Raw genomic sequence first — 12836 nt, 5'->3', positions numbered from 1 at the left:
GAGGAAATCTGATGAAGATCAATAAAATGCTTGTCGGTCTGCTGACCAGCGTGACGCTGGTGGCCGGTGCCGCACAGGCTGCGGAGCTGTCCGTCGTGTCGGGCGATACCGGCAACGGCCTGGCATTCCTGCAGGAGCAGCTGGAGAAGTTCGAAGCCGAGACCGGCCACACCGTCACCATCGTGCCGATGCCGTCCTCGACCACCGACCAGTTCGGCCAGTACCGCCTGTGGCTTGCTGCCGGCAACACTGACATCGACGTCTATACCACCGACGTGATCTGGGCTCCGCAATTGGCGGACCAGTTCCTGGACCTGAGCGAAGCTGCAGCCGATGTCATCGACCAGCACTTCCCCTCGATCATTGAATCGCAGACCGTGAACGGCAAGCTGGTCGCCATGCCGGCCTATACCGACGCACCAGCCCTGTTCTACCGCAAGGACTTGCTGGAAAAGTACAACAAGGAAGTGCCGACCACCTGGGCTGAACTGACTGCGACTGCCCAGGAGATCATGGACGCCGAACGCGCCGAAAACCCCGACATGTGGGGCTTCGTGTTCCAGGGTAACGCCTATGAAGGCCTGACCTGCAACGCTCTTGAATGGGTTAAGTCCTATGGCGGTGGCCAGGTCATCGAGGCCGACGGCACCATCTCCATCAACAACGAACAGGCCGCCGCTGCCATCGACATGGCAGCAAGCTGGATCGGCACGATCTCGCCCGAAGGCAACCTGGCCTATATGGAAGAAGAAAGCCGCGGCGTGTGGCAGCTCGGCAATGCCGTGTTCATGCGCAACTGGCCCTATGCCTATGCACTGGGCGAAGGCGAAGACTCGGCCGTGAAGGGCAAGTTCGACGTGGCTCCGCTTCCCGCTGGCGAGGGTGAAGGCGCCCGTTCGGCTGCAACGCTGGGCGGCTGGAACTATGCCGTTTCCAAGTACAGCCAGGAACCGGAAGCCGCGATCCAGCTGGCCATGTTCCTCTCGTCGCCGGAAATCCAGAAGGAACGTGCGATCAAGCAGTCCAACCTGCCCACGATCGAAGCCCTCTATGACGACCAGGACGTTCTGGCCGCAGCGCCCTTCATGAGCAACTGGAAGGAGATCTTCCAGAACGCCGTGCCGCGTCCGTCCGCTCCGGCTCAGGCCAAGTACAATGAAGTGTCCTCGCTGTTCTGGGGTGCCGTGCACAACACGCTTTCGGGTGACGGCTCCGCTGCGGAAAACCTCGAACTGCTTGAAGCTGACCTGAGCGACCTCAAGGGCGACGCCTGGTAAGCGCCTCTAACGCCAGCAGGGTGGACGGCCGGGCTTTCCCCACCGCCCGCCCTGCGAAAAAATGACGAAAACGGGAGGGGCACTTATGGCGACAGAGACAATGGCGCCGCCGGTTGCGATGACCGGCCGCAGGGCAAGATCGGAACTGATGCAGCAGCGCGTCCGCGCAGCGCGCTGGTTCCTCCTCCCCATGATGATCGCGCTTGCCATCGTGGCCGGGTGGCCACTGCTGCGCTCGATCTATTTCTCATTCACCGATGCCACGCTCGATAACCTGTACGGTGCCGAGTGGATCGGCTTTGGCAATTACCTTTCGGTGCGTACCCTTGAGAGTGGACGCACCATCTATCGCGGCGTGCTGGCGGACCCGGACTGGTGGAATGCGGTCTGGAACACCGTGCGTTTCGCCTTCTGGTCGGTCTTCTGGGAGACCGTGCTCGGCATGATCGTGGCCCTTGTGCTTAATGCCGAATTCCGCGGCCGCGGCATCGTTCGCGCGGCTATCCTCATCCCCTGGGCCATCCCGACCATCGTTTCGGCCAAGATGTGGAGCTGGATGCTGAACGACCAGTTCGGCATTCTCAACGATCTTGGCCTGCGCCTGGGCCTGCTGAGCCAGAAGGTGGCCTGGACTGCCAGCGCCGACACCGCCATGCAGGCAGTCCTGGTGGTCGACATCTGGAAGACTACCCCGTTCATGGCGCTGCTGATCCTTGCCGGCCTGCAGATGATCCCCAAGGACATCTACGAGGCTGCCGAGATCGACGGGGTGCATCCGGTCAAGCAGTTCTTCCGCATTACCCTGCCGCTGGTGCGGCCGGCTCTGATGGTCGCCATCATCTTCCGCGTGCTCGATGCGCTCCGCATCTTCGACCTGATCTATGTGCTCACGCCCAATAGCGATGCGACCAAGACCATGTCGGTGCTGAGCCAGGAAAACCTTTTCCAATTCAACAACTTTGCGGAAGGCTCGACGCAGTCGACCCTGCTGTTCCTCCTCATCGCCCTGTTCACCATCGTCTATATCTGGCTGGGCAAAGTGAACTTCGACGGAGGAGACCGCTGATGACCGGCTCGTTCAACCTCTGGAAGCTGACCAAGACCGTCCTGTTCTATGCCTTGGTCGTCTTCATCGTCGTCGTCAGCGTGTTTCCCTTCTACTACGCGATCCTGACGAGCTTCAAATCGGGTACGGACCTGTTCCGCATCACTTATTGGCCGACCTCGTTCAGCCTCGACAACTACACGGACGTGCTGGCCAACGGCTCGTTCCCGCGCAACCTCCTGAACTCGCTGTTCGTGGCGACGACCACCGTCGTGCTGGCGCTGTTCCTTGCGGTGACTGCAGCTTTCGCGCTCAGCCGCGTCAGGTTCCGGGGGCGGTCGCTGCTGCTGGTGACGATCCTGGCCGTGTCTATGTTCCCGCAGATCGCCGTTCTGGCGGGTCTGTTCGAACTGGTGCGGTTCCTGGGCATCTACAACACGCCGTGGGCCCTCATCTTCTCCTACACGATCTTTACGCTGCCCTTCACCGTCTGGGTGCTGACCACGTTCATGCGTGACCTGCCGGTGGAGATCGAGGAGGCGGCGATCGTCGACGGCGCCACGCCATGGGTCATCATCACCCGCGTCTTCATGCCGCTGATGTGGCCAGCGCTGGTCACCACAGGCCTGCTCGCCTTCATCTCCGCCTGGAACGAGTTCCTGTTCGCCCTGACCTTCACGTCGTCGAACAGCACCCGCACCGTGCCTGTAGCGATTGGCCTCCTGTCAGGCGGCTCGCGCTTTGAAATTCCATGGGGGCTCATCATGGCCGCCTCCGTCATCGTCACCGTGCCCCTTGTGGTTCTGGTGCTCATCTTCCAGCGTAAGATCGTCAGCGGCCTGACCGCCGGCGGCGTGAAGGGCTAAGGAGCAAGAAATGGCTGCAATCGAGCTACGCGACATCCGCAAGTCCTTCGGCGCGGTGAATGTCATCAAGGGCGTGAACCTTGAAGTGCGCAAGGGCGAGTTCATGGTCTTCGTCGGCCCATCGGGCTGCGGCAAGTCCACCCTGCTGCGTCTGATCTCGGGATTGGAAGACATCACCTCGGGCGAAATGCTGTTCGACGGCAAGGTGGTCAATTCGCTGGCGCCGTCCAAGCGCGGCATCGCCATGGTGTTCCAGTCCTATGCGCTTTATCCGCACATGACGGTCTACGAGAACATGGCCTTTGGCCTCACGCTCGAAAAGGGCAAGGGCAAGGACGAGATCCGCCAACGCGTCGAGCGCGCCGCTGACATGCTGCAGATCCGGCAATATCTCGACCGCCTGCCCAAGCAGCTGTCAGGTGGCCAGCGCCAGCGCGTCGCCATCGGCCGGGCGATTACCCGGGATCCGAAGGTGTTCCTGTTTGACGAACCGCTGTCCAACCTCGATGCCGCCCTGCGCGTTGCGACCCGCATTGAAATCGCCAAGCTGCACGAGGAAATGAGCAACGTCACGATGATCTATGTGACGCATGACCAGGTGGAGGCCATGACGCTCGCCGACCGCATTTGTGTGCTGCGCGACGGTCTGGTTGAGCAGGTCGGCACGCCTATGGAACTCTACGAGCGTCCGAACTCGGTCTTCGTTGCCGGTTTCATCGGTTCGCCGAAGATGAACTTCATCACCGGGGACCGCGCCGAGGCGCATGGCGCCCATACCTTGGGCATCCGCGGCGAGCACATCATGATCAAGCCGGAAGGGCAGGGGCTCTGGAACGGCCGGGTCATTCACAAGGAAGAACTCGGCGCCGACAGCTATATCTATTTGGAAATGGGCACTGAAGAGCCGGTCGTCGTACGGATCGACGGCCCCAACACCTATAAGAGCGGCGACGTCGTTCACATCTCGCCCATGGAAGACAAGCTCCACCGCTTCAATGAAGCGGGAAGACCGGTCGCCTGATCTTTTTATGGTGGCGGCCATACGGCCGTCACCAAGTGAAATCACATTACTACCCTAACGCCCGGCGCCTCCCACTGCCGGGCTTTCGACCATAGGAGACTAGAATGGCAATCCGTACCCTGATCTGGGGCGAAAACGTCCACGAGCAGAAGAACAAGATCGTTGCCGACAACTATCCCGAAGGCATGCACAACCAGATCGCCAAGCTCCTGGCCAGCGACAGCAATATCGTCACCAAGACGACGACGCTGCAGGAGCCCGAGCATGGCTGCACGGTCGAAGCGCTCGCCGAAACGGATGTTCTGGTCTGGTGGGGCCACGCCGCCCATGGTCAGGTCCAGGACGAGATTGTGGAGCGCATCGCCAAGCGCGTGTGGGAAGGCATGGGCCTGATCGTTCTCCATTCCGGTCACTTCTCCAAGATCTTCAAGCGCCTGATGGGCTCGCCCTGTGGCCTCACCTGGCGTGAAGCCGGTGAACGCGAACGCCTCTGGGTCACCAATCCTGGCCACCCGATCGCCAAGGGCCTGCCCGCCTATTTCGAACTTGAAATGGAAGAAATGTACGGCGAGCCGTTCAGCGTGCCCGAGCCGCTTGAGACCGTCTTCGTTTCCTGGTTCCAGGGCGGCGAAGTGTTCCGCTCAGGCCTGACCTACCGCCGCGGCGCCGGCAATATCTTCTACTTCCGCCCCGGCCACGAAACCTATCCCACCTATCACGACGATACGGTCGGTCTCGTGCTGCGCAACGCCGTGAACTGGGCCTATAATGCCAACCAGTTCCCGCAGATGCTCCAAGCACCGAACGTACCGGTCGACGAGGCCCTGGAAAAGATCGAAGAGCGCGGCCCCAAGCTGCATCATGGTCGGGAAGAAGGTTTCCGTTAAAGGAAGTAGACGCCGCTAACCTCGGGCCGCAATGAGGCCTGAGGTTATGGGTGCTCGGTACAGTCTCGTTCTCTTATGGGCCTTGGATGAGACGCCACGACGAAGGCCCTGACATCGAATCTGCGGACCGCGTCGGTACCGCCTTAGGAAATCAGATATGCGGCTGCTCATTCTGGGTACCGGTGGCATGGCCAATACGCATGCCAAGAACTTCGCTGCCATCGAGGGCGTGACTTTGGCGGGCGGCGTGGACGTCGATCCAGCGCGCGTCGAGGCCTTCTGCACGGCGCACAATATGGAGCGCAGCTTCGGCTCGCTCGATGCTGCCCTGGCCTGGGGCGAGTTTGACGCCATCGCCAACGTGACCCCCGACAGCGTGCACCATCCGACCACGATGGCTGCGCTGAAGGCGGGCAAGCACGTGTTCTGTGAAAAACCGCTGGCCACCGACCATACCAAGGCCATGGAAATGACCGAGGCCGCCGAAGCTGCCGGCCTCGTCAACATGGTCAACCTGACCTATCGCAATGTCAGCCAGCTGCAGAAGATGCGTGAGCTGGTGCAGTCGGGCGCCGTCGGCAAGGTCAAGCATTTCGAGGCGAGCTATCTGCAAAGCTGGCTGGTCTCCAAGGCCTGGGGCGATTGGCGCACGGAGTCGCAGTGGCTGTGGCGCCTCAGCAAGAAGCATGGCTCCAACGGCGTGCTCGGCGACATCGGCGTCCATATTCTGGACTTCGCCGCCTATGGCGCGGGCAGCGATTTCTCGAAGGTGTTCTGCCGCCTCGAGACTTTCGAGAAGGCCGAGAACAACAAGATCGGCGAATACGATCTCGACGCCAATGACAGCTTTGCCATGACGGCACAGCTCGAAAACGGCGCCCTTGGCGTCATTCACGCCACGCGTTGGGCTACCGGGCACTTCAACGAATTGAGGTTGCGCATCTATGGCGAGCTGGGCTCCATCGAAGTCCAGCATCGCCATGACTGGTCCAAGCTCTTCACCTGCCTCGGCGACGATGCCGAAACCGGCACCTGGACTGAAGTGGCCGTCGACCCAGTGCCGACCAACTACATGCGCTTCGTCGAAGCGGTGCGCGAAGGCCGCAACAACGAGCCGAGCTTCCGTCACGCCACCAACATCCAGAAGGTGCTCGATCTTGCCACGGCCACGGACCGGGACCGCATGGAGCACTCCGTCTAGCCGAGAGCAACGGCCTCGATGGCCCCATTGGAACTGTTTGTGAGGCTCCGGATTATCCGAGTAACGGAAAAAGGAGCGTCAAAATGGGTATTATCTGGGCCATCATCATCGGCTTTTTCGCCGGCCTTATCGCCAAGTTCATCGTGCCAGGAGACAAGGAGCCCAAGGGCTTCATTCTCACCACGGTACTCGGCATTGTCGGTTCGCTGCTGGCTACTTTCCTGGGTCAGGCCATCGGCTGGTACGGCCCCAACGACGGTGCAGGCTTCATTGCCTCGATCGTCGGTGCCGTCATCATCCTCGTCGTCTGGGGCATGATCTCGCGCCGCCGCTAAGCCGATTCCGATTACTGAAACAAAAAAGGGCGCCCCGCGAGGCGCCCTTTGTTTTTCGTATCGATTCCTATTCAAGAACAGTGATGCGGCCATCCGTATAAGGCGTGTACTCGCCACCCAGTTCGGCGATGTAGTCCGCCAGGACCTGCTCCAGCGGAGGACCGAAGTCATAGGCGTTGTCGCCCTCGGCAAAGGTCGAGTAGCCGTCGCCGCCGCCGCGATTGTAGTTGTTGGTGACAACGGTATAGGTCGCCTCTTCATCGATCGGCACCCAGCTGTCGCCTTCCCCCTTCACGAGCACGTCGCTGATGCGTTCGCCGGCCGGCTTAGCCAGGGTGTAGCTGTACTTGAGGCCGGCAACCTGCGGGAAACGCCCAGCCCCGTTCTCGACATCGCTTACGCCGTTCTCCAACGCTTCGATCACGTCAGCGCCGGAGATATCGACCGTCGCCAGCGTGTTGGAGAAAGGGAGGACCGTGAGCACTTCGCCCATGGTGATCTCGCCCGCATCGATCGAGGCACGCAGGCCACCGCCGTTCTGGATGGCAATGGTTGCGCCCTGTTCCGCAACGCGATCAAGAATGGCATCGGCCACCAGGTTACCCATCGAGCATTCCTCGATGCGGCAGACTTCACGGCTGCCCTCGATGGGAGCGGTAGTGGTGCCGATCACCTGCTCCATCAGTTCGTTGATCGGTTCCTGCAATTCGGCTAGCCGGGTGACATAGCCTTCGTCGGGCTCGACGGATGCATCCATCAGGATTGGTGCACCTTCCGCCGAAATGACCTTGCCCTGGTCGTCCCAGGTCACCACGAGGTCGCCGAGATACTTGCCGTAGGAATAGGCGGTCACGACCGGCACTTCCACGCCATCTGGACCTTTGACGAGGGTGGGGTAGGGACCGGCCGCGCCTTCTTCCGTATTGGACAGGAGCGTATGCGAGTGACCGCCCACGATGACGTCGATGCCGGGTACGTTGGCTGCGATCTCGAGGTCGTGGGTATAGCCGACATGGGTAAGGCCGATGATCTTCTCGACGCCCGCAGCTTTCAGCGCATCGACCTGGGTGCGGAGGCTGGTGATGGTGTCGTCGAACTCGACATTGTCGCCCGGCGACGAGGTCTCGTCTGTGTCTTCCGCCAGGGCCGAGACGAAGCCGACCTTCTCTCCGCCGATTTCGAGCACATGCGTGCCCTCGAGCTTGCCGGCAAGTACGGGCTCGTTTTCGACGTTGGTATTGCCTGAAATGACGGGGAACTCGACTGCCTCGAGCAGCTTGGCCAGTTCTTCGGGGCCATCGTCGAACTCGTGGTTGCCCACGGCCATTACCTCGATGCCAAGATCGTTGGCGAACTCGGCGATGATCTCGCTGCGGTACTGCGTGTAGAACAGCGAACCCTGGAACTGATCACCGGCATCGAGCAGCACGAAGTTCTGCCCCTCGAGTTCAGCGCGCTTATCATCAATCGCCGTCTTGAGGCGGGCGACGCCACCAAAGCATTCGCCGGCTGCGTCGGTTTCCGCATCGCAGTTGGAATCGGAGTCCGTGATTGGGCCGAAGCGGGAATGGAAGTCGTTGATGTGGAGAATGTTGAGCGTGTAGTCAGCGTGTGCCGCGCCCGAAAATCCGGCGCAAAGCGTAAGCGCCGTGGCGCCGAGGAGAAGGTGTTTCATTCCCTGTATCCTTTGTTTTTGACGGCTGATCAGCTGTCCGCAGCACGCGGCGAACAGCAACCAAGTCGAGTTAACCAGCCTTTTGTGACAGTGGAAAGCAAAGCGTCACGTGAGCGACATGCGTGCTATGCGCCCGCTCGGCTTCACCAGGCGGCAACCATGGTGCAAAAGACCTCTGTTGCTGCTGGAACCGGTTAAGCAGGCACAGAGAGCTGGCGCGCTATGGCTGCGCCGCGACTGAACCAAAGGACTGTTTCCAGCCATGAGCGCTGCTCTACATAGCCTGATGCGTGACATCCCGGCCTCGCCACCTTCGCGCGTGCTCGGTGAGCTGTTGGGCTTTCTCGCTGTTGGCACCACAGGTGCGGCGGCCTTCGTGGCGCTGTCATCCTTTGTTGTTTCACTCGACACAGGTTATGCAAACTGGCTGGTGAACGCGGCCTGCTACGCAGTGCTGATCGTCCCCATTTACCTGTTGCAACGCCGGTTTTCCTTCCGCTCCAGTGCTGCCCACCATCATGCGCTGCCACGCTATGTGGCGGTGCAACTGCTGGCGGTGGTGCTTGCGGCGGTGTTTTCGTTCGCCATTCACGCCGTGCTCATTCTGCCGCCACTCCTGACGTCGGTGCTGGTCATTGTGCCGACTTCGGCATTGAGCTTCGTGGTGCTCCGGCATTGGGCCTTCACCCGCCGCTCCACAAAGGCGGTCACAGTCTAGTCACCAGCGGGCTTTCAATAGCTGTTGAGTCAGGTATTCTCCCCCCGTTTGATTTGGGGGAAGTGCTGCATGAAGAGCGCCTTGATTGTTTATGGTGGCTGGTCGGGTCACGACCCCGAAGAGTGTGCCGCCATCTATCGCCGCTGGCTGCATGAAGATGGCTTTTCGGTCCGCATGGCCACGGAAACAAGCGCCTTCGCAGATCCGTCCATTCATGACCTGAACCTGATCATCCCGATCTTCACCATGAGCAAGATCGAGAAGGAAGAGGTCGAAAACCTCACCAAGGCGGTCGAGGGCGGGGTCGGGCTGGCTGGGCATCACGGCGGCATGAGCGACGCCTTCCGCGACTCCGTGGATTACCAGTTCATGGTCGGCGGCCAGTGGGTTGCCCACCCCGGCAACATCATCGACTACACGGTCGAAGTGGCCGATCCGCTCGACCCTATCATGGCGGGCATCAAGAACTTCGCCTACACGTCAGAACAGTATTACATGCATGTGGACCCATCCAACCATGTGCTGGCGACCACCACATTCACGGGCGAACATGCCTCCTGGATCAATGGCGTGAAGATGCCGGTTGCCTGGAAGCGACAGCATGGCAAGGGACGCGTATTCCACTCGACGCTGGGACACCAGGCCAAGGAGTTCGAGGTGCGCGAAATGGCCACGATCATGCGTCGCGGCATGAACTGGGCGGCACGCGAGGAATAACGCCTCAGCCTACCAGCGCAGCAGCCAACGTCCCAGAACGGCGCCGATGGCGCCGACAACCAGGATCGCAAGCGTGTACCACAGCGCCAGAAACATCATCCCGATTTCAGCGCAGGCAAAGGCATAGATCCAGGCGCCGGTACTGCCGGCCATGATTCCGGCAGCGAAGCCGGCAAGGGTTGGCCGGGTTGGAGCCATGCGCCGCAGCGCCAGCATGGTGCCGAGAAGAACCGGCAGCGCCAGAATGGGGATATAAGTCAGCGCCCGTTGGATCGAGCGGCCCACGACCAGCGGCATCATGTCGTCGGCGCGGGCCAGTTGCACCATTGCCAAAACAGTGAGCAGCGCCAGCAGGCCCACGCCCGCAAGCCAGGGCCAGCGCGTGCGACCTCCTGGCCGCGCGAGAACCAGCGTCGCCGCCAGGCCCAACAGAGCCAGGCATGCCGTGTAGGTAAACTTGGTCCAGTAGCTCATGGTGGCCGCGGCGCTGTCCATGTCCGGCCGCATGCCCAGCAGCATCAACATGGCCACGGCGGCAATGACTCCGCTCAGCAGCAGCGCGCCCACGAGATAAACCTGCATGGCCATGGGGCGCACCGGCTTGAGGTCGGCACTTAGCCGGTCGATCAGCTCATCGGTCATTTCGAGCCTCCCGCAAATCTGGCAGCCAGTGATTTCAGCCCGCGATGAATGGAGACCTTGGCGGCCGTCTCGCTGATGCCGTGCGCCGCTGCCGCCTCGGCCACGGAGGCGCCTTCCACCTTGGTACGGCGGATCAGGTCCGATGTCCGGGGAGGAACTTGCTCAAGCACATTGTCCAGGTCCCGCCGCGACAGGGCATCTTCATTATCGTCATGTGCAGCGATCGGCGGATCGTCCTCGAGCGGCACGGTCAGGCGGATGGATTGTCGCCGCACGTGATCAACGAACTTGTGGTGAGCGATTGCATGCATCCAGGCGGTAAACGGCCGGTTGCGGTCATAGGTCATGCGCCTTGTGTGAATGGCCAGCAGGGTCTCTTGCACGAGATCCTCCGCGTGCGATGCAAAGGCGGGGGTCAGCCGCCGGGCGAAATAGGGCCGAAGATGCTTGCCCACGTCGGCAAGCAGCCGGCGATAGGCTGCGGCGTCGCCATCGAGCGAAGCGAGCATCAGGTCCCGCAATCGCGTTTCGGTTGGGTCAGCCTGCATTGCCAGTCCATTCGTTGCCGCAGCTAACATCGTTACATCGGTGCTGCCGGCAGAAAATCGCCTCCAGCGCGCCCTGGCAAGGTAACTCTCGTCCCCGGTCGACGAATAGATGCTATGAAACTCTTAGCGCTGCTGGCACCGTTACTCCAGCAGCTATTGCCGGAGGGAACAATGAGACAGGGCGAAGCTCAGCCTGCCGGCAAGGGTCCGCTGATCTACCGGCAGTCGGTTTGGACGCGGGTGACCCACTGGACCTGGGCGGTATGCCTGTTCTTTCTGCTGCTCACTGGCCTGCAGATCTTCAACGCCCATCCGGCGCTTTACGTCGGACAACAGTCGGGCTTCGAGTTCGACAACTCCATCCTCAAGATCGGTGCAGTCAACACGGAAGCCGGGCCTCGTGGACGGACGACCGTGCTGGGCCAGACCTTCGACACGACCGCTCTTGGTCTGGGGATGAGCGGCAATGCCGAGCGGCCAACCTTTACCGCCTTCCCTGGCGCGGTCACCATTCCCAGCTATCGCGACCTCGGCACGGGGCGGGTGGTGCACTTCTTTTTCGGCTGGGTTTTCGTCGCCACCATGCTGGTCTGGTTCGTTGCGAGCTTCGTCAACGGGCACATCAGGCGGGACATCGTGCCGAGGGGGAGCGATATACGGGGCTTGCCAGGCGATATTGCCGGGCATGCGCGGTTCCGCTTCCAGCATGAACGAAGCTATGGACCGCTGCAGAAGCTTACCTATTTCACCGTCTTCTTCATTCTCTTTCCGCTGATCGTCGCCTCCGGCCTCACCATGAGCCCGGGGATCAATGCCGCCGCGCCCTGGATGCTGGACCTGTTCGGTGGAAGGCAAACAGCGCGAACCATCCACTTCCTCGTCATGCTGGCGCTGGTTGCCTTTTTCATCGTCCACGTGGTCATGGTCGTCGCCGCCGGTCCGATCAACCAGATGCGCTCCATGATCACCGGCTGGTACCGCACCAGCGCGATCACGCCCACCATTCCGAAAGACCAGCCATGAGCCGCCTGATCACCCGCCGCAATTTCCTGCGCAGCTCCGCCGTCATGGGCTCCGGACTGGCGCTGGCCGGATGCAATCAGTTCGACTTCCTGGGCTCCAAGGAGAACCCGGTCCGGCAGGCCATGGAACGTGCCAATGTTCTGACCTATCAGGCACAACGGACCCTGATCGGGCAGCAGACGCTGGCCCGTGAATATGCCGAGAGCGAAATCCGGCAGGGCATGAAGCCCAATGGCTCGGTGGAGCCAACCACGCCCGAATATCTGTTCCTCAAGATGCAGAACTTTGCCAGCTACCGGCTGACCATCAAGGGCATGGTGGAGCGCGAGGTCAGCTATTCGCTCGACGAGTTGCGCAACATGCCGGCGCGCACGCAGATCACCCGGCACGATTGCGTGGAGGGTTGGAGCTGCATCGCCAAATGGACGGGAACCCAGCTCGGCCCGTTGCTCGACGAGGCAGGCGTCAAACCCGGTGCGCGCTATTGCGTCTACCACTGCTTCGACAACATCCAGCGCACCCTGTCGGGCGACATTCTCTACTATACGAGTTCTGACCTGATCGACGCCTACCACCCTCAGACGATCCTGAGCTATGGCCTGAACGATCAGGTTCTCCCGGTCAGCAATGGGGCGCCCGTTCGCCTCCGCATCGAGAGAGCGCTTGGTTACAAGCAGCCGAAGTACCTCCACACCATCGAGCTGGTCGATAGCCTCGCGCCCTTCGGCGAGGGCAAGGGCGGCTATTGGGAAGATACCGGCTATGACTGGTATGGCGGTATCTAGCGGGGAGAAGCGTCGACCCCCCGCGCAGGGCGGCCATGCGGAGCTTCCGGCCGAATAGTCTTGCAAGTTAAGGCCTTGTGCTCCATATCTTGCCTA

The 12836-nt window shown here is 61.1% G+C and carries 14 protein-coding genes; 11 read left to right on the top strand and 3 right to left on the bottom strand.

Features of this window, described 5'->3' with window-relative positions; translation table 11 throughout:
• Positions 1 to 11 precede the first annotated feature (11 nt).
• The 7 genes from VIL88_RS01845 to VIL88_RS01815 all read left to right on the top strand — a co-directional run bounded on the left by VIL88_RS01845 (position 12) and on the right by VIL88_RS01815 (position 6632).
• Positions 12 to 1277: an ABC transporter substrate-binding protein gene (locus VIL88_RS01845; RefSeq protein WP_331985330.1), complete on the top strand. Its 1266-nt coding sequence runs from the start codon at positions 12 to 14 to the stop codon at positions 1275 to 1277.
• Between the two features lie 85 nt (positions 1278 to 1362).
• On the top strand, positions 1363 to 2343 hold the full coding sequence (locus VIL88_RS01840; RefSeq protein ID WP_331985328.1) for a sugar ABC transporter permease: 981 nt from the start codon (positions 1363 to 1365) through the stop codon (positions 2341 to 2343).
• The gene (locus tag VIL88_RS01835; RefSeq protein WP_331985326.1) at positions 2343 to 3188 is read left to right on the top strand and encodes a carbohydrate ABC transporter permease; all 846 of its coding nucleotides are present in this window, start codon (positions 2343 to 2345) and stop codon (positions 3186 to 3188) included. Before VIL88_RS01840 ends, VIL88_RS01835 begins: the two co-directional genes overlap by 1 nt.
• A 10-nt stretch (positions 3189 to 3198) precedes the next feature.
• Complete coding sequence (locus tag VIL88_RS01830) at positions 3199 to 4209, top strand: sn-glycerol-3-phosphate ABC transporter ATP-binding protein UgpC (RefSeq protein ID WP_331985324.1); 1011 nt, start codon at positions 3199 to 3201, stop codon at positions 4207 to 4209.
• Positions 4210 to 4313: 104 nt separating this feature from the next.
• Positions 4314 to 5096 (top strand): ThuA domain-containing protein, encoded by a 783-nt coding sequence (locus VIL88_RS01825; protein WP_331985322.1) that lies wholly within the window; start codon positions 4314 to 4316, stop codon positions 5094 to 5096.
• Positions 5097 to 5253: 157 nt separating this feature from the next.
• Positions 5254 to 6297, top strand: a complete 1044-nt coding sequence (locus VIL88_RS01820) for a Gfo/Idh/MocA family oxidoreductase (RefSeq protein WP_331985320.1) — start codon at positions 5254 to 5256, stop codon at positions 6295 to 6297.
• A gap of 83 nt (positions 6298 to 6380) precedes the next feature.
• A complete protein-coding gene (locus VIL88_RS01815; RefSeq protein WP_331985318.1) occupies positions 6381 to 6632 on the top strand; it encodes a GlsB/YeaQ/YmgE family stress response membrane protein in 252 nt (83 codons plus the stop codon).
• A gap of 67 nt (positions 6633 to 6699) precedes the next feature.
• On the opposite strand, the gene VIL88_RS01810 is transcribed toward VIL88_RS01815, so the two are convergent.
• The gene (locus tag VIL88_RS01810) at positions 6700 to 8307 is read right to left on the bottom strand and encodes a bifunctional metallophosphatase/5'-nucleotidase (protein ID WP_331985316.1); all 1608 of its coding nucleotides are present in this window, start codon (positions 8305 to 8307) and stop codon (positions 6700 to 6702) included.
• A 262-nt stretch (positions 8308 to 8569) separates the two neighbouring features.
• On the opposite strand from VIL88_RS01810, the gene VIL88_RS01805 reads away from it, so the two are divergent.
• Together VIL88_RS01805 and VIL88_RS01800 are read left to right on the top strand one after the other, a co-directional pair.
• Positions 8570 to 9025 carry a GtrA family protein gene (locus VIL88_RS01805; protein WP_331985314.1) on the top strand — a complete coding sequence of 152 codons (456 nt, stop codon included), beginning with the start codon at positions 8570 to 8572 and terminating at the stop codon, positions 9023 to 9025.
• Positions 9026 to 9094: 69 nt separating this feature from the next.
• Positions 9095 to 9742 carry a ThuA domain-containing protein gene (locus VIL88_RS01800; RefSeq protein ID WP_331985312.1) on the top strand — a complete coding sequence of 216 codons (648 nt, stop codon included), beginning with the start codon at positions 9095 to 9097 and terminating at the stop codon, positions 9740 to 9742.
• A 9-nt stretch (positions 9743 to 9751) separates the two neighbouring features.
• On the opposite strand, the gene VIL88_RS01795 is transcribed toward VIL88_RS01800, so the two are convergent.
• The gene (locus VIL88_RS01795) at positions 9752 to 10384 is read right to left on the bottom strand and encodes a DUF1109 domain-containing protein (RefSeq protein WP_331985310.1); all 633 of its coding nucleotides are present in this window, start codon (positions 10382 to 10384) and stop codon (positions 9752 to 9754) included.
• On the bottom strand, positions 10381 to 10932 hold the full coding sequence (locus VIL88_RS01790; RefSeq protein WP_331985308.1) for a sigma-70 family RNA polymerase sigma factor: 552 nt from the start codon (positions 10930 to 10932) through the stop codon (positions 10381 to 10383). The genes VIL88_RS01795 and VIL88_RS01790 overlap by 4 nt, the downstream gene beginning before the upstream one ends.
• 171 nt (positions 10933 to 11103) lie before the next feature.
• On the opposite strand from VIL88_RS01790, the gene VIL88_RS01785 reads away from it, so the two are divergent.
• Both VIL88_RS01785 and VIL88_RS01780 read left to right on the top strand, forming a co-directional pair.
• Positions 11104 to 11955, top strand: coding sequence for a cytochrome b/b6 domain-containing protein (locus VIL88_RS01785; RefSeq protein WP_331985306.1), 852 nt, complete (start codon positions 11104 to 11106; stop codon positions 11953 to 11955).
• Positions 11952 to 12740: a molybdopterin-dependent oxidoreductase gene (locus VIL88_RS01780; RefSeq protein ID WP_331985304.1), complete on the top strand. Its 789-nt coding sequence runs from the start codon at positions 11952 to 11954 to the stop codon at positions 12738 to 12740. The genes VIL88_RS01785 and VIL88_RS01780 overlap by 4 nt, the downstream gene beginning before the upstream one ends.
• Positions 12741 to 12836: the final 96 nt, after the last annotated feature.

This window comes from Devosia sp. (assembly GCF_036563435.1).
Taxonomy (GTDB): domain Bacteria; phylum Pseudomonadota; class Alphaproteobacteria; order Rhizobiales; family Devosiaceae; genus Devosia.
Note: the sequence above shows the minus strand (reverse complement) of the source record. Positions and strands in the feature narration are given on the sequence as shown.